This is a genomic window from Mycoplana sp. 10N416, from assembly GCF_056394765.1.
In genome coordinates, this window is sequence record NZ_JBFTIM010000011.1 from 104679 (window position 1) to 128169 (window position 23491).

The window sequence follows — 23491 nt, forward strand, 5'->3', positions numbered from 1 at the left end:
CTCACCCCTTCGGATGCGTCGGCGCGAATTCGGCGACAAGTTCGTGGCTTTCGCCGGGATAGGTCAAATGAACATGGGTGAGATAGCTGCCACCGCTCCAGGTGCGGCGTTCGATCACCAGGCAGGCGGCCCCAGGGGCGATGCGCAGCAAGTCGGCGACACGTTGTTCGGCGGCAACGGCACGGATCCGATGCTCGGCAGCGCTCCACGGCACCTGTCCAAGCAGCCACTGGCCGGCGGACGCTGTGTCGAAGGCCTCCTCTGCCGCCTCCGGCACGGCCTGCAGATTAATGATACGCTCCTCGAGGCAGAAGGGCCGCGCGCCCGCATGGTGGAGCGCTGAAAGCTCTATGAGCTTTGCCCCCGCCGGCAGGTCCAGCAGCTTCCGGTCGCCAACCTTTGCCGCGCGCTCCAAACGCGCCAGCCTTTCATAGCGGTACGGCAGACCGAGCGAGCGCACCTCCGCCTCGATGTCGTGGATCTCCAGGACCGCCGACTGGGCGTGGGGCTGCGTGACAAAACTTCCGGACTTGCGGCGTCGCTCGATCAGCCCGCGCTTGACGAGTTCGGTGATGGCCTTGTTGACCGTCATGCGCGAGCAACCGTAGTGCTCGGTCAGCTCGTGTTCGAAGGGGATACGGAAACCCGGCGGCCATTCACCCGATAGGATCTTGCCTTCCACCTCCTCGAGGATGCGCCGATGTAACGACGGCTCCCGGGGCACAGGCACATTGATGTCATCCATGTCGGCGACGCACACCTCCCGCTGTTGATCTCTGTACGCGCAACCTACGAGCGCGATCAGTGGATCAATCGACAATGATTATGTATATACAATATTCACAGCAAAGGGAAGCAGAAACAATGTCGGCGGCACATCGGAGATGAAAATGAACGGAGGGGACGGACGCGACGGCGCGCGAGATGCGACTGCCCGCGCCGGCGGCGGCTCCACCGTCACCTCCTTGAGGCTGGCGAGCGAAGCAGCATTGGACAATCCCGGTTATCCTGTCGAGAACCGTTGCGGTATACTGGCTCACAAACGTTGCCATGGAGTACGACCATGCATATCGTTCGCTCAGAGGAATTTCGTCGGATCCGCTGGAACGGCGACGGAGAAACCGCGGAGATCGCCGTGTTTCCGCCGGATGCCGGCCTTTCCGACTTCGACTGGCGTGTGAGCATGGCGACCGTCGCGAACCCCGGCCCCTTCTCCCAGTTTCCCGGGATCGACCGCACGCTGGTGATCGTTGAGGGCGAAGGTATGACGCTGGAGCTCGAGGGGCGGCCCGCAGTCACGTTGACCCGGAAAAGCGATCCGTTCGCCTTTCCCGCCGACGTCGTGACCAACGCCTCGTTGGTGAAGGGTCCGATCGTCGATCTAAACGTCATGAGCCGACGCGGGCGTTGGACCCACCGGGTGGAAAGATGGCACTTCGAAGGCCAACGGCATTTCGACGCCCCGGGCGGCGTGACGATACTGATGTCGCTCGGCGATCTACGCGCAGATATCGGCAGCCACGCCGCCGAACTGCGCCGGTTCGACTGTCTCTTCATCGAGGGCGTCGTGCTGCTGACGACGGACATGCCGGTGGAGGGCTATCTCGTCCGGTTGACGCAAGTCTGAGGTCACGTCTTGCCCGCACGGGCCGAGGGATTTGCCGGCGGTTGGACGGCGCGCGCATAAGTCGAAACAATATCTGCTATAATGCCTATCTATTTCGTTTATGCCGGGCGCGGCGCTAGGCTCACCGCACCGACTGCGAACAACTCAGAAAACAACAGGGGAATAGTCATGCAGAAGAAGCTCGTCGCCTTGGCGTTTGCCGCCACAACCTTGCTTGCCGCGTCCGCCTCCGCCGAAACGCTGAAGATCGGCACCGAAGGCGCCTATCCGCCCTTCAACTTCACGGAACCGTCGGGCAAGCTCGCCGGCTTCGACGTCGATATCGGGCTTGCGCTCTGCGCGAAGATGAACGTCGAATGCGAGGTCGTGGCCCAGGACTGGGACGGCATCATCCCCGGCCTGCAGGCGAAGAAGTACGACATGATCATCGCGTCGATGTTTATCACCGACGAACGCAAGAAGCAGGTGTCCTTCACCGACCCCTACTATCTGGCCGCCATGACCCACGCCGCCCCGAAGGGTGCCAATATCACCGACTTCACCAATGAAGGCATGAAGGGCAAGACGATCGGCGCCCAGTCCGGCACGACGCAGGCCAACTATGTTGCCGCCGTCTACCCCGATGCCGACATCAAGCTCTATCCGACCCAGGACGAGGTGAACCTCGACATGGCCAACGGCCGCCTGGATCTCCAGGTTGGTGACATGATCCCGCTTCTCGACTGGGTGACGAAGAACGAGGACGGCAAGGCCTGCTGCGAGTTGATCGGCGAGCCGATCACCGACAAGAAGTTCGTCGGCGACGGCGTCGGCATCGCCGTGCGCCAGGAGGACAATGCCCTTCGCGAACGCCTGAACCAGGCGCTGAAGGATATCCGTGCCGATGGCACCTACCAGAAGATCAACGACAAGTACTTCGCCATCGACGTCTACACGATGAAGTAAAAAAAGCCTCATCCCGCATGCGGGCCGGCGGCGGAAGCGCCTCCGGCCCATTTTCGTGGCTGCTCGAAAAAACCGTTCTGATTCCCCGTCTTATGCGCTAGCGTCCGGCCATGCCGATCAACCGTCTCGAACGCTTCGCCCACAATCTCGACTGGAACCTGCTTCGCACCTTCGTCGTCCTGGTGGAGGAAGGCAGCATCACGAAGGCAGCGAACCGGCTTCTCCTCCAGCAACCCGCCGTCAGCATGGCGCTGAAGCGGCTGGAGCAGACGGTTGGCTACAAGTTGATCGACAGACGGCCAGGTCGGTTCGAACTGACCGACGCGGGCGGGCGGCTTCACGCGCTCTGCCGCGACATCTTCACATCAGTCGTCCGCCTGCCCGAAGCGATGGAGCCGACCGGCGAAGAGGTTTCCGGCCATATCACCATCCACACCGTCAGCCACGCGCTGAACCCGGAATGGGACAAGGCGCTTGCCTCCTTCTTCCGGCAGCATCCGCGCGTCACCGCCGGCGTCCGCGTTGAGACGACCTCCGATGTCATCCGCTCGGTGGAGCGCGGCATCGCCACGCTCGGAATCTCGGACGGGATAATTCCTGCCGGGCTCGACAGGGAGCCCTTCTGCATCGAGACCTATGCGCTCTATTGCGGGCGCGGCCACCGGCTCTTCGGCGTCGATGGCGTGCGCATCGAGGAACTGCGCGGCGAACCCTATGTCAGCTTCATATCCGACGTGCTGGGCGGACCGCACATGGGGCCGGTCACCGCTGTGCGCGCGGTCGGCTCGTTCGGCCAGGAGGTGCGCGCCATTGCCTTCAACGTCGAGGAGGTCATGCGCCTCGTCGTCGCCAATGCCGGCATCGGCATGCTGCCGGTGCACCTGACCGGCCCCGCCCGGACAGCCGGCGACCTGTGGCAATTGCCGCCCTACGGCGACCTGCCGCAAACGGAAACTTTCCGCATCACCAATCCCAGCGCAACGCTCAATGCCGCCGAGCGAGCCTTCCTCGCCCATATGAGCGACGTCCCGCTCTGGCGGCACCCGAATGCATAAAAAGGCAGCCGCATAAACGGCATTGATAGCCGCCTTCAGGGCTATAAATTTGAACGCGGATCGCGGCGCGCCTAGACAGGCCCAATGGTCGCGCCGACAGTTGCAAGTTCCTGACGACGGCCGCGCCAAAGGGTCGGCCATCGGATGGTCGCAACCGCGCGCAACGAGCCTGGAGGGATATCATGCGGCACTATGAGGTGGCTATCATCGGTGGCGGAATTGCCGGCCTGTCGCTGGCGCACTTTCTGGCCCCTTCGCGAACCGTCGTCGTGCTGGAGCGTGAAACGGCGCATGGCTACCACAGCACCGGCCGGTCCGCGGCCGAATTCACGCTGCGCGACAATGCCCCAGAGGTCAACGCGCTCGCGCGCATCAGCCACGCCTTCATGGAGAACCCGCCGGAGGGTTTTGCGTCCGTACCCCTGTTGACCGCACGCGGGAGCCTGTGGATCGGCACCGTCGGCAAGGAAGAGGCCATCGCACGGGCGCGGCAGGCGGCGGAAGCGGCGGGCGTAGCCGTCGTCCCGCTGACCGTCGAGGAGGCGCTAGGGCGCGTGCCCTTCCTTGATCCCGATTACGTCGCCGCCGCCTATTTCGATCCCGACTATTGGGATATCGATGTGGATGCCTTGCTGCAGGGTTATGCGCGCTCCGCCCGGCGCGCCGGCGCCGAACTCGTGACCGGCGCGGAACTGCTCGGCGCGCGCCAGGAAGACGGGCGCTGGAAGGTGGAAACCTCCACCGGCGCATTCACGGCCGACATCGTCGTCAATGCGAGCGGCGGCTGGGCAGATACTGTGGCCCAGCGCTGCGGCGTTGCACCCACGGGCATCGTTCCGCATCGTCGCACCGCAATCACCGTCGATCTTCACGCCGACATCAATGTCGCGGCGCTGCCGGAGATCAACGAGATCGACGAGATCTACTACTTCAAGCCGGATGCCGGCCGGCTGCTCGCCTCGCCCGCGGACGAGACACCCTGCGAACCCGCCGACGTGCAGCCGGAGGAACTCGACGTCGCCTATGCCGTCCACTACCTCGAGGAAGCCACGGACCTGAAGATCGGCCGCATCGCCAGCAGTTGGGCCGGCATGCGCAGCTTCTCCGCCGACCGGCTGCCGGTAATTGGTCCGGCCAAGGACAATCCCGCCTTCTTCTGGCTCGCCGGCCAGGGCGGCTACGGTATCCTCACCTCGCCGGCGCTGGGCCAATTCGCGGCGAACATGATCACCGAACAGCCGCTGCCGGAGGTTTTTGCGCGCGAGGGAATCGATCCGGGCGTATTTTCGCCGGGTCGGCTCGGCTAAGACCGTCGCACGATAACCCGCAATGAGCTAGCCCGTCCTCAGGTCGACCGGCCGTCACGCGCAAGCCCATGCGCCACCAGCCGGTCGATCAGCTCGGGATAACTAACGCCGCTTGCGGCCATCGCCTTCGGATACATGCTGATGTCCGTGAAGCCGGGGATCGTGTTGACCTCGTTCAGAAGGAAACGCATGTCAGGCGTCAGGAAGAAATCGACCCGCGCCATGCCGTCACAGCCAACCGCTTGGAATGCCTTCGCCGCAACGTCGCGGATCCTGTCCTCGATCTCCCGAGGCAGCTCGGCCGGGACCTTCAGCGCCGCACCATCCTCGTCGATGTACTTGGCGTCATAGCTGTAGAAGCCATGGCTTTCGGCCGGGACGATTTCGCCGGGACGGGAGACAAAGAGGCTGCCATCCGGGCTCTCGAGCACACTGCATTCGATCTCCCGTCCGCGGACGAACTCCTCGGCCAGCAGCTTGCGGTCGTGGATAAACCCTTCGGTGAGCGCCGCTTCGTATTCCGCTTCGCTGGAAACCTTGCTGACGCCGACGGAGGAGCCCTGCCGCGCCGGTTTGATGAACACCGGAAGCCCGAGCACGTCCCGCAGCTCGGCAAAAGTCGGTGCCGCGCCGTCGTGGATCGTGACGGAGCGCGCAACAGGCAAGCCCGCCTCCTTCAGCAGCCGCTTGGCAATATCCTTGTCGAGGGCTGTGGCCGAGCCGAGAATGCCGCAGCCGACCAGCGGCACGCACGCGACCTCGGTGAGCCCCTGCACCGAGCCGTCCTCGCCGTGCTGTCCGTGCAGGACCGGAAACACGATGTCGACCTTCGGCAGCTCGTAAGGTGCGCCATCGGTCGGGATCGCCATCAGTCGCCCATATCCGCCGGAGACGAGGCAAACCTCCGTACCGGTCGACGGCTTCGCCAGTTCGCCGCCGTCGAAACGGCTCATCAGCCATTGCCCGTCACGGCTGACAAATACGGGAACCGCATCATATTTCGCAGGGTCCAGCGCCCGCATGACGTTGGTGGCGGAAAGCACGGACACATCATGCTCGGCCGAACGCCCGCCAAACAGCACGAGGATACGCAGTCGTTTCGAAGAATCAGCCATGAGCGCCCCTTTTGGATTGGTATATGCCTACACCAACATTCAGCAAAAAACGGCGTGATTTGGACGATGTTGAATCAGGTGACGCGGGACTCGATTTGGTGCGCCGCGCCGCACTGAACAAAGCCCTCCCGGCGTTCGACGCCGTTCAAGGATGGATCCCTTTGCGGGAGGTCGATCCCCGAATGAACCGCCGCCAGGACGGCTGCAAAGCCGGTGTCTACGACCGGCTTTGCTGCTGGAAGGCGGGCGCCGGAGCACCCCTCCTCACTTTTCTTCGAGGGCTGCCTGCCCCTCTGCCGCACCGGGAAGGCGGCCGCCTTCCCGGTCCCTCCACCAGCGGGACAGGAAGAGCAGGATCGGACCGCCGATATAGATCGACGACGACGTGGCGACGACGACGCCGAAGATCATTGGCCAGGCGAACGGCTTGACCGTGTCGCCGCCCCAGATCGCCATCGGCAGCAGGCAGACGACAACGGCGACGGAGGTGAAAATGCATCGCATGATCACCTGGTTGATCGACAGGTCGATCAAGTCGGAGAACGGCATCGACTTGTACTTGCGCAGGTTCTCGCGCATGCGGTCGTAGACCACCACCTTGTCGTTGACCGAGTAGCCGATCAGCGTCAGCACCGCGGCAATCGCGGTCAGGTTGAAGTCGATCTGCAGGAGCGAGAAGAAACCGATCATCTTGGTGATGTCGAGGATCAGCGTCGCAATTGCGCCGACCGCGAAATGCCACTCGAAGCGCCACCAGATGTAGAACAGGATCGCCAGCATCCCGAGGCCGACGGCGAGGAAGCCGGATCGGGCAAGCTCGGAACTGACGGTCGGGCCGACAACCTCCGTGCGCTCGAAGCTCGCATCCGGGATCACCTCCGCCACACCCTGGCGCATCTGGTTCAGCGCGGCCGTCTGCACCTCCTCACCACCGGGCTGCCGCTGGACGCGGATCAGAACCGAGGTGCCCTGGCCGAACTCCTGCAGCGCCACTTCGCCGAGGTTCAAGCTGTCCATCTTCTCGCGAACGGTGGCTAGATCGATCGGCGTCTTGGACGTCGCTTCGACCTGGATGCCGCCGACGAAATCGATGCCGTAGTTCAGGCCGGGGTTGAAGAAGAGAATGATCGAGCTGATCGAAAGGACGGCCGACACGCCGATCGCGACAAAGCGGCCGCGCATGAAGGAGAAACTCGGTATGCTCCGAACGGCGCCGATGATCGAATGGATAAAGATCGTCTTCATCTTGCGGCGAACCACCACCTCGCGCATCAGCAGGCGGACGACGGTGATCGAGGTGAACATTGAGATCGCGAGGCCGATGATCATGGTGATCGCGAAGCCGCGAACCGGACCGCTGCCGAACATGAAGAGCAGGATCATGCCGACCATCGTCGTCATGTTGCCGTCGACGATGGTCGCGTAGGCCTTGTTGAAGCCGACGTCGAGCGCCTTCATGGCGCCGGAGCCGGACGCCGTTTCCTCACGGATACGGGCGTTGATGAGGATGTTGGCGTCGACCGCCATGCCGATGCCGAGGATGATACCGGCGATGCCGGGCAAGGTCAGCGTCGAACCGAGCAGGCCGAGAGTGCCGATGGTCATGACGGTGTGCAGGATCAGACCGACGACGGCGATCAGGCCCCAGGCGCTATAGAGGCCGACCATCAGGGCGACGACGAAGGCAAGCCCGGCGAGACCGGTATAGAGGCCCATGCGGATCGAGTCGCTGCCGAGGTTCGGACCGACGGTGCGCTCCTCGATGATCGTGAGCGGGGCCGGCAACGCGCCCGAACGCAGCAATGCCGAAAGGACGGTTGCTTCCTGGGGGGTGAAGTTGCCGCTGATCTGGCCCTGGCCGCCGAGGATCGGCTCGCGGATGACGGGCGCCGTTAGCACCTTGCCGTCGAGAACGATGGCGAAGGGGCGGCCGACATTGGCCTTGGTGATCTCGGCGAACTGACGCGCGCCGGTCGTGTCGAAGGTGAACGAGACGATCGGCTCGTTGGTGCGCTGGTCGAAGCCGGCCTTGGCGTCGGCGAGACGGTCGCCGGAGATCGTGACGCGGTCCTCGACCGCATATTTCTGGCCGTCATTGGCGCCGGGAAGGATGCTCACCCCGCGCGGTGCGACGCCGTTCGGATCGACCGAAGCATCCAGCATATGGAAGCTCATCTGCGCGGTCGAGCCGAGCAACTGACGAAGGCGGGTCGGATCCTGCAGGCCGGGAAGCTGCACGAGGATGCGGTCGCCGCCGACACGCTGGATCAGCGGCTCGGCAACACCGACCTGGTCGACGCGGCGTCGGATGATCTCAAGGCTCTGGTCGACGGCAGCCGTCATGCGGTCGTTCAGGCCGGCCTCGGTCAGAGTGACGTTGATGGTCGTGCCCGAGGTCTGGACGTCGATGTCCGGGGCGCTGGCGCCGAAGCCGAGCGCGCCCGCCGGGGCGGCCAGCTTGCGCACTTCCGGCAGCACCTTGTCGAAGGCTGCCTGGTCGGTGGGCGTAATGACGAGCGTATTGCCGGCCAATCGCGCGCCCGACGCGCGTTCGCCCGCCGTACGCAGGATACCGCGCACGTCGTTCAGCAGGACGTCCATGCGCGCCTTGGTCAGCGCCGCCGAATCGACCTCGAGCACGAGGTGCGAACCGCCCTTCAGGTCGAGACCGAGGGTCACAGGCTTGGCGGGCAGGTAGCTGCCGAACTTCTCCAGCTGCGCCGAAGTCAGGATATTGGGAACGGCAGTCAGTACGCCGAAGAAGATGATGGCGAGATAGGCCACAAGGGCCCATTTGGATGTGCGCATGGAATGTTCCGCTTCATGTGCGATGGAGCCTGGGGCAAACAGCCTTGCGGCGCCGGTATCGTCGGAAAATGGGGCGCCTAAGCGCCAGCTTTGGCCGTTCGGCCTAGAGGAGACGCACCGGAGGCGCCCTGCCCTCGAAATTGTGCCGTGGCGTGCCGGCCGGATTGGCATCGGCGAATGATACCACCACCGGAGCGTCGAGCCGAGCCACAACGGGTCGGAATCCGCCGGAAACGACGAAAGCCGGATCGGTAGAGGGGCCGCCACTGCCGGCTGACTTGACCTTGGCGACACGTCGATCGCCGCCATTCGAAATCAGCCAGTTGTCACTGCTGCTCGCCCCGCCGCCAGCCGAAAGTGGCTGCGGCAGCGCGCCGCGGTTGGCCGCCCTGTCGGCTGTGGTACGGGTCACCGCCGGCTCTGCACTGGATCTGAATGAGATCTTGCGCTCGAGGGTGACGAACTGGCCGACGACAAGCGCAAGCATGAGAAGGAGTGCACCGAGGAGTCCCCGCTGCCCTTCCCTTGCGACACTCTGCTGCTGATCCGTCATACCCTCTGCCTGTCGACGCTTCGGACAAGGCGCGAAGCATCGTGCCAAGAACCATTGGCGGTGCGTCAAGTCAACCCCGGGGCCGGCTTTGGACCGGTGATCGCGCCATTTCCCGCGTCGGTTGCCCACCCTAGAGATCGTGGATGACCACGTCGGGGCATGCTTGTCGCGCGATGTCACGCAGGTGCTGGTGGTGAGTCAGGTAGATGACCTGCCCGACCCTAGACATGTCCGCCATCAAGCGGAACGCATTCAGCGAACGGCCGTCATCGAAGGTTTCCATGATGTCGTCGGCGATGAAGGGCAGGATTTCGCGATTGGCAGCGACCTCGTGATAGCCGGCGACCCGCAGCGCCAGGTAGAGCTGGAAGCGGGTCCCCTTGGAAAGCTCGCGCGCGAGCTTCGTGCCTCCTGCGGCAGCGGTAGCAACAAGCACCTCCTGCTCCTTCTCCATGACCGTGGACAAGCCGCTGTATTCGCCGCCCGTGATCGTGCAGAACGCGTTGGAGGCGTGGCGCATCATCGCGCTGCGGTGCCGCTCGCGATAGAGCCGCAGCGCGGCGTCGGCAGCTGCAATGCCCGCCCGGGCGGTAAGATAGCCCTTTGCCCGGTCGGCGAGGTCGATGACCAGCGTGCGGCGCCGCTCCTCGAGCGCGGCCACCCTGCCATCCCCGCCGATCGCAGCCAGCGCGTCAGCCGCCTTTGTCCTTGCCGTGTGCAGTTCGCGGACTTCGCGGTCCTGATCCTCGTGCACCGATCGGAGGAGGCCAAGTTCCGAAAGGATATCGGCCTCGTCCGTTGCCGCAAGCTCCGCTTCCGCCGCGTCCGCCGTCGGCGTCAGCATGCTGCGTGCCAGATCATGCGCAGCCTCGTCGGCGCGCTCGCGCAGGTCTTCGCGCTTGCGATACTGGTCCAGGGCGTAGGACGCCTCCGTCAGCGTTTCGCAGTTGAGCGCCGTGCAGATTTCTTTCGCGCGCTGCCCGTGGATCGCCAGGCGATGACCGAGCTCGTCCCCCTCCCCCTCAAGCCGTTCGAGATCAGCCTGGAGACGCTGGCGGCGGGCCTCCGCTTCCGTGACTGCGCGCAGACGGTTTGCCAACGCCAGCACCAGCGCCAGCGGATCCTCTGGGCGATCCTCGCCCATCGCATCAGCAAGTTCGTCCGCCATGCGACCATAGTCCGCCTGGTCGCGGCGCATGCCATCGATCCGACGGTCGAGATCGCGCCGCGAATCGACAAGCCGCGAGACGGCATGAACGACCGGCAACAGGGCGCTCGCGCGCGAAGCGTCGAGCGCGACGCCGTCACTGGAAAGCCAGGTATCCGCACACGCCGTTTCCCACGCAGCTGACCAGGCCTCGATCTCCACCTCGGCCCTTTGCCGGACAGCCTCCCGCTCGGAACATCGCGCCTCCGCCTGCGCCAGCACCTCCAGCGCATTTCGGCGTCGCGCAAGACCTTCGCCCAGCGCGGTCGCATGATCTTCCGCCCGCACCAGAAGCACATCGATGTCGGCAGCGGAGAGATCGGGCGGCTCTGGCTGACCGAGCATCTGCGATAGGCGTACCGCCAATTCGGTCGCCTCGCGCCGGGCAACGGCAAAGGCGGCAGCACGCTCCGCAAGAAGGTCGGCGGCGGCGATCGCCGAGGCGCGGCGCCCGAGCCAAGCTTCAATGGCTTCTAGCTTCGCATGCGACCACTCGAGCGTGGCGGCGATCGCCTCCATGTCGACTGCGTCGTCGAGGTCGGCATCCGTCCCGCTAACGGCAACAACCGGTGACGCCGCAGCGCTCAACGATGCGGCGGCGATAACGGCCGAGCGACGCGGCAGGACGCGGACGACAGCCTCGCCTGCTGCGTTGCCGCCGCGATGCCGGACGTCCGGCCATCCCAGATGCGCAGCGATAGCCCCGATCCGTTCGGCGAGCGCATCCGCCTCGTCGCGGACATCACCGAGGTCGGCGCGCAGCACCTCCAGCCGGGCCTCGTTTTCCGCCATCGCCCGCTCGGTCAGGCGCAATTCCGACAGGCGCTCCGCCTGCGCGAGCCGCAGCGCAACGGCAACGTCGTCCTTCCGCAGCGCGTCCTCGAACCGATCGGCCGTCACCGCATCGAGCGCCGCGCGGTGCGCGTTCCAGGCCGCATCACGCGTCGCGCGCAGCGCGGCCGCCTCATCGTCGCCGACCAGCGCCCCGCTCTCGCGCAGCCGTTCGATCCCTGCGCGCTGGACGGCAAGTTCCTGCGTCACGGCACGCGCCAGTTCAGCGGCTTTCATCGCAGCATCGCCATGGCGTCGCGCCGCCTGCCTGAGGGTTTCGAGCGCCTCCCTGCCGGGGGCGTCCAGCGACCTGAGCACCTCAATATCGCCCCTCCACGGCGACAACTGTCCCAGGCTGCTCCCTACGGTAGCTTGAGCGACGGCCACATCTCGCTCGGCGTCCCGCAACCGCGTCGACAGCGTGTTGAGCTTGGCCGCGCGCACCAGTCCCATCAGCATGGTGCGATCATCGTCCTCGCCCGGATGTGGCTTCGCGCCATCAAGCGCGGCCGCGGTCGCACGCGCATCTTCGCGCGCGCGCACCGCCTCCTCGGCCTCGCGCCGTGCGGCGGTGACGCGCTCCTCCAGCCCGGACCGCCGCGCGAGCAGCGCGGAAAGCGCCTCGGCCCTGTCCGGCGAAAGCACCAGCGACAGCGCGTCGATGCCGGCCGGCAGCCCGAGCAGGACCCGCTTTTCGGCAATCTCGGCATCGACCCGGTCGCGTTCGGCGATGCGCCCCGCCAGGTCCATCTGCGCCGTGCGGTAGCGCGCCTCGAGTGGCGAACCAGCAAGCGACGCGATCTTCCCTTCGGCAGCTAGTACTGCGGGATCGGAGACGATTTCGTCGAGTTCCGCGCGGCGCTGCTCCCGCTCGGCGATCAGCCGATCCATGCGGGCGGACAGTTCCACCCCGTCCCGCAAGAGTTGGCCGACGAGCGCGGTCCACTCCTTGGGTGGCGCCTCTCCGCCATCGAATTCAGCAAGGCGCGCCCGAATATCCCTCAGCCGCGCGAGGTGCGGCATTGCCGCAAGCCGCCGCTCCAGGGCCTTGATCGCCGTAACCGTCTGCGCGCGCGCCAGCTGCGCAGCTTCGTAGCGTTCGGTGGATGCCGCCAGCTCGCGCGTCAGCACTCCATAGTCCCGGGCGGCGACGTCAAGCGCCTTGCGCTCTTCGCGCAGCGCCTCGATCTCAGCCTTTCTCGTCGCGAGGTCGTGCTTGCGCGCCTGCGGACGGAAGAATGCGTCCGCTTCGGCCTTCAGCCGCTCCAGCGCCTGCCCGATGTCGGAGAGGCCTGAATTTGCGGAAAACAGCAGCGCACCGAGTTCGCCCTCGCTCTTGAGGATACCCTCGCCGCCGCGCTCGATGCTGTCGTCATCAAGCGAGAACATCATCCTGTACGCCTGGCGATCCATTGCGCCGAGAACCGGCGCAAACAGCGCCTCCGGCAGAATTCGCTCATCCGGTCCGACAAGCGAGCCTTGGCGTCGCTTCAGCCGGACGATCTCCTGCTCCTCCGACCCGATCGCGATATTGCCACCGATCCGCATCGTCGAATACGGATGGAGAAAGTCAAAGGCGCTCTGCGGCTCGATGCCGAAGAGCAGGTCGAGATAGGCGGAAAACAGCGTCGACTTGCCGGCCTCGTTCGGGCCGTAGACGAGGTGAAAATCGGGCTTCCCGGATTGGGGCGCACCGAAATCGAGCTGCTTGTCGGTAAACTTGCCATAGCGGGAAAGGTCCAGCCGGTTGAGACGCATCAGGCACCGTCTCCTTCGCGGACCGCTGCCAACCGGGGCAGGATCTCCGCCACGCCGCGCTCGGCCGCGTGCACCAGCAGCGCCGCTTCAGCCGCCTCGTCGGCCCCGAGAAGATCGCGAACCTCGCGCGGCAACTGCGACATGAGACCCGTCAACGTCTCGCGCAGTTCTTCCCGGTAGGCATGCGAAGGCAGGATTTCGCGTTCGACGAGCACGGCCAGCTCGGCGAGCGCGCCAAAGCCTTGCTGCGCGTCGTCGACCTGCGGCGAAACGACGGCAACCTCGACGGCTTCGATCCAGCAGTTGCCGACGCTTGCGGCAACCGACTGCAGTTCGGCAGACAGCAGGTCGTGGTCGCGGCGCAGGCGCCAGCCGAGGGGGGTGGCGCCGAGAAGCGTGACCCGGCAGACGACATGGTCCGCACGGGCTTCCGCCTTGGCTTGCTCCAGAGCGATCCGAACGCCGCGAAGCATCGACTCCCACTCCTCGGCGCCGGCGAGATCGATCGAAACGCGCTCGAATGCCGCGATCGCCAGGAACTGCTCCTCGGCCGAGAACCGGCCGTCGTCATCGATGGTGACGAGGGTGACGGATTTCGCACCCCCCTCGTTGATGTCGCGTCCCTGCGGGATGCCGGGCATGACGATCATCGGATGGTCGCCGTGGACGGCGCGCTGATGGATATGCCCAAGCGCCCAATAGTCGAAACCGTGTGCCGCAAGGTCGGCGACGCCTGCGGGAGCGTAGTTGTCGTGCCGGCTCGAACCGGCAAGGCTCGTGTGCAGCATGCCGATGTTGACCGCGTCCGGCACCGGTGCCTTGAAGCTCGGCAGCAGGCTCGCCGGGGCATGCGGCTGGCCAAAGCTGACGCCGTGCACATGGATCTCGCGACCGTTGGCGAGCGCGCCCGCCTTCACCGTCCGGCCGCGCCCGTCAAAGACGTGAACGTTCGCCGGAAAGGTCAATTCGCGGGTGATCTGCGACTGCGCATCATGATTTCCGCGGATCACGAAGACGCGCACCCCGGCCGCCTCTAGACGCCGAATCTGGGCCACGAGAAAGAGTGCCGTTGTCATGGAGGTCTGCGAGCCGTCATACAGATCGCCAGCAATCAGAAGAGCATCGACCTGCTCTGAGATGCTCAGGTCGACGATCCGCTCCAGCGTCCGTCGTGTAGCACCGCGCACAAGCGTCGCCAGCTCTTCGTTGCGCAGGGCCAGCGAGGCAATCGGCGAATCGAGATGAAGATCGGCGGTGTGGACGAAGCGGAAGGGCATGCCCGACATTCCCCCGCGTGTGTTGTCGGGTCAATGCGAGAAAGGGAGGATCCTCAGGTTATACGCTGCTCAATACTGGCAGCAGCGTTGGTTAGCGGGGGCATTGTTCAACGTTAGCGTTGAAACCACAGCCCACGTGGCAATTCTTTTGACATGGTCCCTCAATATACCTATATATTCCATCTCATGAATGACACGATCGAACTCGCGCAGGGCATGTTCAAGCTCTACCATCAGGTCAGCCGTCTCGTGAACGAGGCCATGATGGATGAAGGCGTGTCGCTTGCCCGCAGCAAGTTCCTGTTTTTGCTTTCCTGCGAGGGGCCGCAGCGCTCGACAGATATCGCCGCGACGCTCGGTTTCGCACCGCGGACCGTAACCGAAGCGATCGACGGGCTGGAGCGCGACAAGCTGGTTTTGCGCGAACCCGATCCAAGGGACCGTCGTGCGAAGATCGTTTCCATCACGGACACGGGGCGCGCCGTCATAAACGCCGCCCTGGAACCCAAAGAGAAGGTCGTGAAGGCGATCTTCGACATCCTGGAAGACGGCCAGAAGGCTCAGCTCGCCGAAATTCTCGAATGCCTCAGCACGCGGACGCTGGAGCTCCAGCGCGAACGGGACGAGGCCAGATTCAACCTGCCAGAGACGCGCGCCATGGGCTGAAACGGGGCCGCCGCTCCACTGCATTTATCCTCAAATCGTAGCCGATTTGAGGATAAAAACATGCAGCACTTCAAAGCGCTACAGCGACCTTTGCGCGTCTTTAAGACGCGCGGCGCTGTAGCGGCCGGTCAGGCAATCTGTTGCGACGCCGTTATCCGAAATACAAAGGCCGGGAGCCCCGCTCCCGGCCTTTGTGTTTTTGTGCCGTTACATTGCGTTCATCGGGCCAATGCCGAAGAACAGCGTTTCGCCCGAGGAACCGTCGACACCGTCGTTGTCGGTCACGACATAGCCATTGCCGGCCGCGTCGATCGTAAAGCCCTCGACCTTGTCGACGACATAGCCGTTCAGTGCCTTGAGATCAGGAATAAAGTCCCGCACCTCTTCCTTCTTGACGATCGGTAGCGCCTCACCCAGCTTGGCAGGCTTCAGGTCCGACAAGGCAACCCGGAAGAGCTTCTTCAGCTTTGCTTCCTTGCCGATCAGGTTGTCGCGCTCGATGACATAGGCATAGTCGCCGTTGACAGTGATTTCCGACAGGCCGACCCAGCCCTTGCCCGCCTGCTCCAGCGGATAGCGGACGGCGCCCCATTCTTCGGTCGAGGGCTTGTAGGAGACGAGCTTGACGAAACCCTTCTCGTCATCCTTCCATTCGCGCTGCACCGCCATCCACAGCACCATGTCATCGCCCTCGCCGACGCTTGTGATGCCTTCGAATCCGAAACGGGTCTCACCGGCGCGAAGCTCGGCAGGGATCGCGATCTCCTTCTTGATCTCGCCCTTCTTGTTCACGCGCAGCAGCGCGTTCGCATAGAGCTTGTCGGGATTGCCTTCGGAGGCGAGCCAGAAACCGCCCTCCCCGTCATTGACGATACCCTCGATGTCGAGCTTCTGCGCCGGGGCGCCGTCGCGCGTGATGGTGAGCTTTTCGGTGATGAGAGCGGGCGTCTGTGTCGCATCGACGGTGAAGATCGCCGGGTCGGAAGAATAGACGGAATCGCTGACGGCAAAAAGCTTGCCGGGCTGGTCCGGTACGGCAGCCAGTCCGGACAGCGCACCAAAGGCGACCGGCAGACCATCCTTGTCCGCCGACCTGATCTGGGGATAGGTCGCCACGCCTTCCGCGCGCTCGTAGATCATCACATGCGAACGGGCGCCGCCGTCCTCGACGAGATCGGTCTCGTTGGCCGTCACGAACAGGTTGCGTCCGGGGATTGCAACCGCGCCTTCCGGACCGATGCCCGAAGGCAGAAGCTGCAGCAGCTCAGGCTCCGCGCCAGTGTCCTTGTAGACCCCGACGATGGAGGCGCGTTCGGAAAGCACGAAGAAGAGGTTGTCATTGCCGAACGTCGCCGCTTCCAGCCCCTCCGGCTCGATACCCTTGGAGTTACGCTTGTCCGGATAGTGGCCGATCGCAGCAATCGCATGCTCGAAGGAGGGGCCGCTTTCGTGGAGGACGTTGCCGGTCTTGTCGAAGATCGTGAAGCCGCGGCTGCCGCCTTCGTAGTCGCCTTCGTTGGCAACCACCAATCGGTTGTCGTCCAGCCACTTCACAGCGTCCGGCTCGCGCTTCTGGCCGTCCTTCTTGCCGGTGAAGGAAATGGCGCCGTCCTTCTTGGTGTCGATGTTCTTCAGGTCAACCGAGCCGGCCGAGAAGTGGCCCTTCACGGTACCGCTCTTGGCGTCGATAATGACGATGTGGTTGTTCTCCTGCAGGGTCAGGGCGATCTCGTCCTGGCCATTGAAGGAAACGAATTCCGGCTCCGGGTCCTCGCCCGCGATTTCGGCGAGCCCGGTCAGCGTAACGTGCTTGACCGTCGCGCAATCCGGCACGCCGTCCTTCAGCGACAGGATCACCAGATCGCCAGCCGGCATCTGCGGCAGCGCGCCATCGTTCAGGTCCTCATCGCGCTCGTTCTCGATGGCGATTGCAGCAAGCGTGCCGTCCTTGTTGATGGCGATCGAATCCGGCTGGCCGCCGAGATCGCAGGTCGCTTCCGTCTTTCGCGTCGCGATGTCGACGGTCGCCAGCAGGCCGGAAGGCTTGACGAAGCTCTCGCGGGTGTTGACGGCGACCAGCGCCTTGCCGCCAACGACGGCAACCGAGGTGGGCTCGCCCTCGAAGGCGACCGTGCCGGCAGCCTTAGGTGCCTTCGGCTCGGTTATGTCGATGAAGCCGACCGCCCGCATCGGGCTGTCGGAATAGACCAGCGTGTTGCCATCTGCCGTTGCCGTTATGATTTCCGACGAGGTCGGCGCCTTGGGATCCACACCGTCGGGCATGTTGTCGGCCACGGCGAACGAGGCAATCCGGTTGAAGACCGGTTCGGCGGCGGCCGGAAAGGCAGCGGATGCGAGAAGTACGGCGGTGAGGACCGTACCCAATGATCGGTTGGTCATGAAATTTTCCCCATGTGGCGAACACGCGATAGATGCGGTTCTGCGCGATGGGGATGACAGGCGCATGACAGCGGCCGCCATTTGCACCGACTATGGGCCGTCAAGCAGCGGTCTCGGTCGCCATTCTCTCCCGCCGCATTTCGCTGCGCATGATGAAGAGCGATGCACCGAGGATCAGCATGGCCCCCAGCCAGAGGTAACCGGCCGGCGCGTAGCCGAAGACCAGCCAGCCGGCGAAAACGTTGAGCGGCAGCTTCAGATCGTCGAACGGCTGGACGTAAGCCGCATCGGCCACCGTATAGGCGAGCGTGAGCAGATACTGCGCCAAGACCGTCAGCACGCCGGCAAAAACGAACAGGGCGAGCGCCACGCCGCTTGGCACCGCAAAACCGGCGGCGAACGCCAGTGCGCCGTTGATCGGCGTCAACAGCACCAGCAGCCAGATGGTGATGGTTTCGGGGCGCTCGATTGCGGTCAGGCTCTTGGTGATCAGCGATGACACGCCCCACAACAACGCCGAAAGTATCGGCAGAAGCGCCGCCCAGGTGAACTCGTCCGTCCACGGCTGAAGGATGATCATGGCGCCGGCAAAACCGATGGCTGTGGCGACCCATCGGCCGGGACCGACATGTTCACGGAGGAAAAGACGCGCACCGAGGATGATGAAGAACGGCGACGTCATTACCAGCGCGATGGCCTGCCAGATCGGGACCGAGGCCAGTCCGGCGACCCAGGCACCGACGCCGAAGGCGGCAAACGCCACTCGAACGACATGTCGCCAGGGATGGGCAGTGCGCATCGCCGCCAGCCCGGCCCGACGCAGGAAAGGCAGGGAGAAAACGAGTGCGAAGGCATATTGCCAGAAAGCTGCGGACGCGGAGGCAAAGCCGACCTTCATCGTCAGCCACTGTGTGACGACGTTGAGGACGGCAAAAGCGATACCGGCAAGGACCATGAAGGTGGCACCGGCCATGGCCCGGGAAGACGGCAGGCCGCGAAAAGTCTGATTCATGTCATGCATCCCGAACACAGAGACCAACACAAATCAGGACGCATGAAGGCGAGACGACGGGCAGCCCCTGCCCTTCGTGACGCAATCATTCTCTTGCATCCGGACTGTAACCGTCGGCTCCGGATTCGCACCGGATCTGCTGACCCTTTCCGATGGATGGAAAGGCGCTCGCGGGCTTGGGCTAACACCCTTACCGCCGGTGGGGACTTTCACCCCGCCCTGAGAACGACGCACCCGTAGAGCAATCCGCCGGAGCCTGCAAGACCCCGGAAATGCGAAAGGGTCCGGCTTGAACCGAACCCCTCGACCAACCTGGACGGCCGTCTTCGTGACTGGCCGTCCGGCGAACCCGATCAGCCGTTTACGGCGTCCTTCAGGCCCTTACCGGCCGAGAACTTCGGCACGTTGCGGGCAGGAATGTCGATCTCCGCGCCGGTCGAAAGGTTACGGCCCTTCGAGGCTTCGCGACGCGATACGGAGAAATTGCCAAAACCGACGAGGCGAACGTCGCCGCCGTTCTTCAGTTCGCCCTGGATCGTCTCGAATACGGCGTCGATAGCCGACGCGGCATCCGTCTTCGACAGGCCGGACTTCTCTGCAACTGCGGAGACGAGTTCGTTCTTGTTCATGTTTCCACCCCTTTCATACGGTTCGAAACGACTCATACATAAGTCGGGGGCAGAATACGCATCGACCTTGCCGCCGCAACGGGGTTTCGTCCACAAACGTTGAAATTCCGGGCTTTTCACAGCCTTTTTCAACGGAAAAGGCCGGCGTTGCCGCCGACCTTTTGCGTTTTCGCCCTGCAAAGGGCCGATTTTAAGGTTTCGTTTACCCTCAGTGGGCGACCGCAGCCCCGGTTTCGTCGACCGATTCGACGGTTGCAACCGGCTTCGATTCAACCATCGACGGATCCCATTCGATCGGCTCCGGCTTGCGGACCAGCGCGTGTTCGATCACCTCGCCCATGCGCGAAACCGGAATGATCTCCATGTTGTTCTTCACGTTGTCCGGGATCTCCGCCAGGTCCTTGGCGTTTTCTTCCGGGATCAGCACCTTCTTGATGCCGCCGCGAAGCGCTGCAAGCAGCTTCTCCTTCAGGCCGCCGATCGGAAGGACCCGACCGCGCAGCGTCACTTCGCCCGTCATCGCAATGTCCTTCGAGACCGGGATGCCGGTCATGATGGAGACGATGGCGGTCGCCATGGCGATACCGGCCGACGGACCATCCTTCGGCGTCGCGCCTTCCGGCACGTGCACGTGGATGTCGGTCTTGTCGAAGCGCGGCGGCTCGATGCCGAAATCGATGGCGCGCGAGCGGACGTAGGATGCCGCCGCCGAAATCGATTCCTTCATGACGTCCTTCAGGTTGCCCGTCACCGTCATGCGCCCCTTGCCGCCCGGCAGGCTCACGCCTTCGATCGTCAGCAGCTCGCCGCCGACCTCGGTCCAGGCAAGCCCCGTGACGACGCCGACCTGATCCTCGCGCTCGGCTTCGCCATGGCGGAAGCGCGGCACGCCGAGGAAGTCGTTGATGTTGTCCGCCGTCACCTCGACCTTCGTGGCCTTGCCCTTGATGATCTCGGTCACCGCCTTGCGGGCGAGCTTCATCAATTCGCGCTCGAAGTTACGCACACCGGCCTCGCGGGTGTACTGCTGGATTATCGCCATCAGCGCACCGTCGGTGACGGAGAATTCCTTCTCCTGCAGCGCGTGATCGCGGATCGCCTTCGGCAGCAGGTGACGCTTGGCGATTTCGCGCTTCTCGTCCTCTGTATAGCCGGCGATGCGGATCACTTCCATGCGGTCCATCAGCGGCGCCGGAATGTTCAGCGTGTTTGCCGTGGTCACGAACATCACGCTCGACAGGTCGTACTCGACCTCGAGGTAGTGATCCATGAAGGTCGAGTTCTGTTCCGGATCCAGCACCTCGAGCAGAGCCGACGATGGATCGCCGCGGAAGTCCATGCCCATCTTGTCGATCTCGTCGAACAGGAAGAGCGGGTTGGACTTCTTCGCCTTCTTCATCGACTGGATGACCTTGCCGGGCATCGAGCCTATATAGGTGCGGCGGTGGCCGCGGATCTCGGCCTCGTCGCGCACGCCGCCGAGCGCCATGCGGACGTATTCACGTCCCGTGGCCTTGGCGATCGATTTCGCAAGCGAGGTCTTGCCGACGCCCGGAGGACCGACGAGGCACAGGATCGGGCCCTTGATCTTGTTCGAGCGCGCCTGCACGGCCAGATACTCGACGATGCGCTCCTTGACCTTGTCGAGGCCGAAATGGTCCTCGTCCAGGATCTTCTCCGCATTGTTCAGGTCCGCCTTGACCTTGGACTTCTTGTTCCAGGGAATGCCGGTCAGCCAGTCAAGGTAGTTGCGCACGACGGTCGCTTCCGCCGACATCGGGCTCATCTGCCGCAGCTTCTTCAGCTCGGCGTCCGCCTTCTCGCGTGCCTCCTTGGACAGCTTGACCTTCGAGATCTTCTCTTCCAGTTCGGCCATCTCGTCGCGGCCGTCCTCGCCGTCGCCGAGTTCCTTCTGGATCGCTTTCATCTGCTCGTTCAGATAGTACTCGCGCTGGGTCTTCTCCATCTGGCGCTTGACGCGTGAGCGGATGCGCTTTTCGACCTGAAGAACCGAGATCTCGCCTTCCATGAAGCCGAGCGCCTTTTCAAGGCGCAGCTTAACGCTCGTCGTCTCGAGCATTTCCTGCTTCTCGACGATCTTGATGGAGAGGTGCGAGGCGACCGTATCCGCCAGCTTCGAATAGTCTTCGATCTGGCTGGCGGCGCCGACGACTTCCGGCGAAATCTTCTTGTTGAGCTTTACGTAGTTCTCGAACTCGGAAACGACCGAGCGCGACAGCGCCTCGATCTCGACGGCATCTTCTTCCGGCTCGGGCAGAACGTGCGCCATGGCCTCGTAGAATTCGTCGCGATCGGTGTAATTTTCGATCTCGGCGCGGGCACGCCCCTCCACCAGCACCTTTACGGTACCGTCGGGAAGCTTGAGCAGCTGCAAGACATTGGCAACCGTACCGACCTTGTAGATCGCGTCGGGTTCCGGATCGTCGTCGCCAGCGTTGATCTGGGTGGCAAGCATGATCTGCTTGTCCGTGCCCATTACCTCTTCCAGCGCGCGGATGGACTTCTCGCGGCCGACGAACAGCGGCACGATCATGTGTGGGAACACCACGATATCGCGCAGCGGCAGAACCGGGTATGCCATGTTTTCCTGCGCGCCAGACGTTTTCTTCGTCATGTCATGTCCTTTCCAACTTCCCGTTGCCGGGAGCTGATGCCGGGCGCCCTGTTGCGCTTAAAATCCGGCCTACTTTTTCCATCCACAAGTGGAGTACCGTTAACTACTTTTCAAGCCCGCGGGGAGTCGCCTCGGACAGACTGCTCAAGAGAACCAAAGTTTAACTCAGGACCTATCGCGGCGCATACATGCACCTCGATCACAAGGATACTCACCGTCTCCGCAACCCTGCGAAGCCTAATTGGGTTGCGCGCTTGACCACCATTTCCGGGAACCGCAGCAGCGCGACACGCGGCCGATGATATGGCGAAGGCCCACCTGGGGCGGGCCTTGCACAGGTCACGGCAGCGCGTCAGGCGGACACGTTCGCCTTCTCCTCCGAGCGTTCCGAGTAGATGTAGAGCGGGCGGGCCGAGCCCTTGACGACCTCGTCCGAAATGACGACTTCGCGCACGCCTTCGAGCGTCGGCAGCTCGAACATCGTGTCGAGCAGGATCTTCTCCATGATCGAGCGCAGGCCGCGGGCGCCGGTCTTGCGCACGATCGCCTTGCGGGCGATCTCGCGCAGCGCGTCCTCGTGGAAGGTTAGCTCCACGTCCTCCATCTCGAACAGCCGCTGATACTGCTTGATCAGCGCGTTCTTCGGCTCCGACAGGATCTGGATCAGCGCATCCTCGTCGAGATCCTCGAGCGTTGCCAGGACCGGCAGACGACCGATGAACTCCGGGATCAGGCCGAACTTGACGAGATCCTCCGGCTCGAGGTCGCGCAGGACTTCGCCGACGCGGCGATCTTCCGGCGAGCGCACGGTCGCGCCAAAGCCGATCGAGGTCTTCTCGCCACGGGCGGAGATGATCTTGTCGAGGCCGGCAAAGGCGCCGCCGCAGATGAACAGGATGTTGGTCGTGTCGACCTGGAGGAACTCCTGCTGCGGGTGCTTGCGACCGCCCTGCGGCGGAACGGAAGCGACCGTGCCTTCCATGATCTTCAGGAGCGCCTGCTGCACACCCTCGCCCGATACGTCGCGGGTGATCGACGGATTGTCGGACTTGCGCGAAATCTTGTCGACTTCGTCGATATAGACGATGCCGCGCTGCGCGCGCTCGACGTTGTAGTCGGCCGCCTGCAGGAGCTTCAGGATGATGTTCTCGACGTCCTCGCCGACATAGCCGGCTTCGGTCAGCGTCGTCGCGTCGGCCATCGTGAAGGGCACATCGATGATGCGGGCCAGCGTCTGGGCAAGGTAGGTCTTGCCGCAGCCGGTCGGGCCGACGAGCATGATGTTCGACTTCGCCAGCTCGACATCCGAGCCCTTGGCAGCGTGTGCAAGGCGCTTGTAGTGGTTGTGGACGGCGACCGAGAGGATGCGCTTGGCCTGCTGCTGGCCGATGACATATTCGTCGAGGACCTTGATGATGTCCTGCGGCGTGGGCACGCCGTCGCGGGACTTCACCATCGAAGTCTTGTTCTCCTCGCGGATGATGTCCATGCACAATTCGACGCATTCATCGCAGATGAACACGGTCGGTCCCGCAATCAGCTTGCGAACCTCATGCTGGCTCTTGCCGCAGAATGAACAATAGAGAGTGTTCTTGGAGTCGCCGCCGTTGCTGCCGCTGACCTTGCTCATATCACTTTCCTTCCGGCATCCCGCACACGCCGCTCA

The 23491-nt window shown here is 63.7% G+C and carries 16 protein-coding genes and 1 riboswitch; of the genes, 5 read left to right on the forward strand and 11 right to left on the reverse strand.

Annotation, left to right across the window (positions count from 1 at the left end; all coding sequences use genetic code 11):
- Position 1: 1 nt before the first annotated feature.
- A complete protein-coding gene (gene hutC / locus AC1DDS_RS21240; RefSeq protein ID WP_477480659.1) occupies positions 2 to 745 on the reverse strand; it encodes a histidine utilization repressor in 744 nt (247 codons plus the stop codon).
- Between the two features lie 318 nt (positions 746 to 1063).
- Between hutC and AC1DDS_RS21245 the strand changes: the two genes are divergently transcribed.
- The 4 genes from AC1DDS_RS21245 (at position 1064) to AC1DDS_RS21260 (ending at position 4934) form a co-directional block, all read left to right on the forward strand.
- The gene (locus AC1DDS_RS21245; protein WP_477480660.1) at positions 1064 to 1627 is read left to right on the forward strand and encodes a HutD/Ves family protein; all 564 of its coding nucleotides are present in this window, start codon (positions 1064 to 1066) and stop codon (positions 1625 to 1627) included.
- Between the two features lie 168 nt (positions 1628 to 1795).
- The gene (locus AC1DDS_RS21250) at positions 1796 to 2572 is read left to right on the forward strand and encodes an ABC transporter substrate-binding protein (protein WP_477480661.1); all 777 of its coding nucleotides are present in this window, start codon (positions 1796 to 1798) and stop codon (positions 2570 to 2572) included.
- Between the two features lie 110 nt (positions 2573 to 2682).
- Positions 2683 to 3627, forward strand: a complete 945-nt coding sequence (locus AC1DDS_RS21255; protein WP_477480662.1) for a LysR family transcriptional regulator — start codon at positions 2683 to 2685, stop codon at positions 3625 to 3627.
- A gap of 182 nt (positions 3628 to 3809) precedes the next feature.
- Positions 3810 to 4934, forward strand: a complete 1125-nt coding sequence (locus tag AC1DDS_RS21260; protein WP_477480663.1) for an NAD(P)/FAD-dependent oxidoreductase — start codon at positions 3810 to 3812, stop codon at positions 4932 to 4934.
- Positions 4935 to 4972: 38 nt separating this feature from the next.
- Here AC1DDS_RS21260 and AC1DDS_RS21265 read toward each other — a convergent pair whose 3' ends face one another.
- From AC1DDS_RS21265 to AC1DDS_RS21285, 5 genes are all read right to left on the reverse strand, one after another.
- Entirely contained in the window at positions 4973 to 6049 is a 1077-nt protein-coding gene (locus tag AC1DDS_RS21265; RefSeq protein WP_477480664.1) for a D-alanine--D-alanine ligase family protein, read from the reverse strand.
- Positions 6050 to 6313: 264 nt separating this feature from the next.
- On the reverse strand, positions 6314 to 8857 hold the full coding sequence (secD, locus tag AC1DDS_RS21270) for a protein translocase subunit SecD (RefSeq protein WP_477480665.1): 2544 nt from the start codon (positions 8855 to 8857) through the stop codon (positions 6314 to 6316).
- 103 nt (positions 8858 to 8960) lie between these two features.
- Positions 8961 to 9410 carry a hypothetical protein gene (locus AC1DDS_RS21275; RefSeq protein ID WP_477480666.1) on the reverse strand — a complete coding sequence of 150 codons (450 nt, stop codon included), beginning with the start codon at positions 9408 to 9410 and terminating at the stop codon, positions 8961 to 8963.
- A gap of 130 nt (positions 9411 to 9540) precedes the next feature.
- Entirely contained in the window at positions 9541 to 13206 is a 3666-nt protein-coding gene (locus AC1DDS_RS21280; protein ID WP_477480667.1) for an ATP-binding protein, read from the reverse strand.
- Positions 13206 to 14483 (reverse strand): metallophosphoesterase family protein, encoded by a 1278-nt coding sequence (locus AC1DDS_RS21285; protein WP_477480668.1) that lies wholly within the window; start codon positions 14481 to 14483, stop codon positions 13206 to 13208. The genes AC1DDS_RS21280 and AC1DDS_RS21285 overlap by 1 nt, the downstream gene beginning before the upstream one ends.
- A 186-nt stretch (positions 14484 to 14669) precedes the next feature.
- Here AC1DDS_RS21285 and AC1DDS_RS21290 point away from each other — a divergent pair, with 186 nt between their 5' ends.
- Positions 14670 to 15149 (forward strand): MarR family winged helix-turn-helix transcriptional regulator, encoded by a 480-nt coding sequence (locus AC1DDS_RS21290; RefSeq protein WP_477480681.1) that lies wholly within the window; start codon positions 14670 to 14672, stop codon positions 15147 to 15149.
- A 207-nt stretch (positions 15150 to 15356) separates the two neighbouring features.
- Here the strand turns inward: AC1DDS_RS21290 and AC1DDS_RS21295 are convergent, their stop codons facing one another.
- From AC1DDS_RS21295 to clpX, 5 genes are all read right to left on the reverse strand, one after another.
- Positions 15357 to 17549, reverse strand: coding sequence for an esterase-like activity of phytase family protein (locus AC1DDS_RS21295; protein ID WP_477480669.1), 2193 nt, complete (start codon positions 17547 to 17549; stop codon positions 15357 to 15359).
- Positions 17550 to 17649: 100 nt separating this feature from the next.
- Positions 17650 to 18561: a DMT family transporter gene (locus AC1DDS_RS21300; RefSeq protein ID WP_477480670.1), complete on the reverse strand. Its 912-nt coding sequence runs from the start codon at positions 18559 to 18561 to the stop codon at positions 17650 to 17652.
- Positions 18562 to 18644: 83 nt separating this feature from the next.
- Positions 18645 to 18792, reverse strand: a riboswitch (FMN riboswitch).
- A 122-nt stretch (positions 18793 to 18914) separates the two neighbouring features.
- On the reverse strand, positions 18915 to 19190 hold the full coding sequence (gene hupB / locus AC1DDS_RS21305; RefSeq protein WP_310422326.1) for a DNA-binding protein HupB: 276 nt from the start codon (positions 19188 to 19190) through the stop codon (positions 18915 to 18917).
- 208 nt (positions 19191 to 19398) lie between these two features.
- The gene (gene lon / locus AC1DDS_RS21310) at positions 19399 to 21825 is read right to left on the reverse strand and encodes an endopeptidase La (protein ID WP_477480671.1); all 2427 of its coding nucleotides are present in this window, start codon (positions 21823 to 21825) and stop codon (positions 19399 to 19401) included.
- Positions 21826 to 22177: 352 nt separating this feature from the next.
- Complete coding sequence (gene clpX / locus AC1DDS_RS21315; RefSeq protein ID WP_192243843.1) at positions 22178 to 23455, reverse strand: ATP-dependent Clp protease ATP-binding subunit ClpX; 1278 nt, start codon at positions 23453 to 23455, stop codon at positions 22178 to 22180.
- Positions 23456 to 23491: the final 36 nt, after the last annotated feature.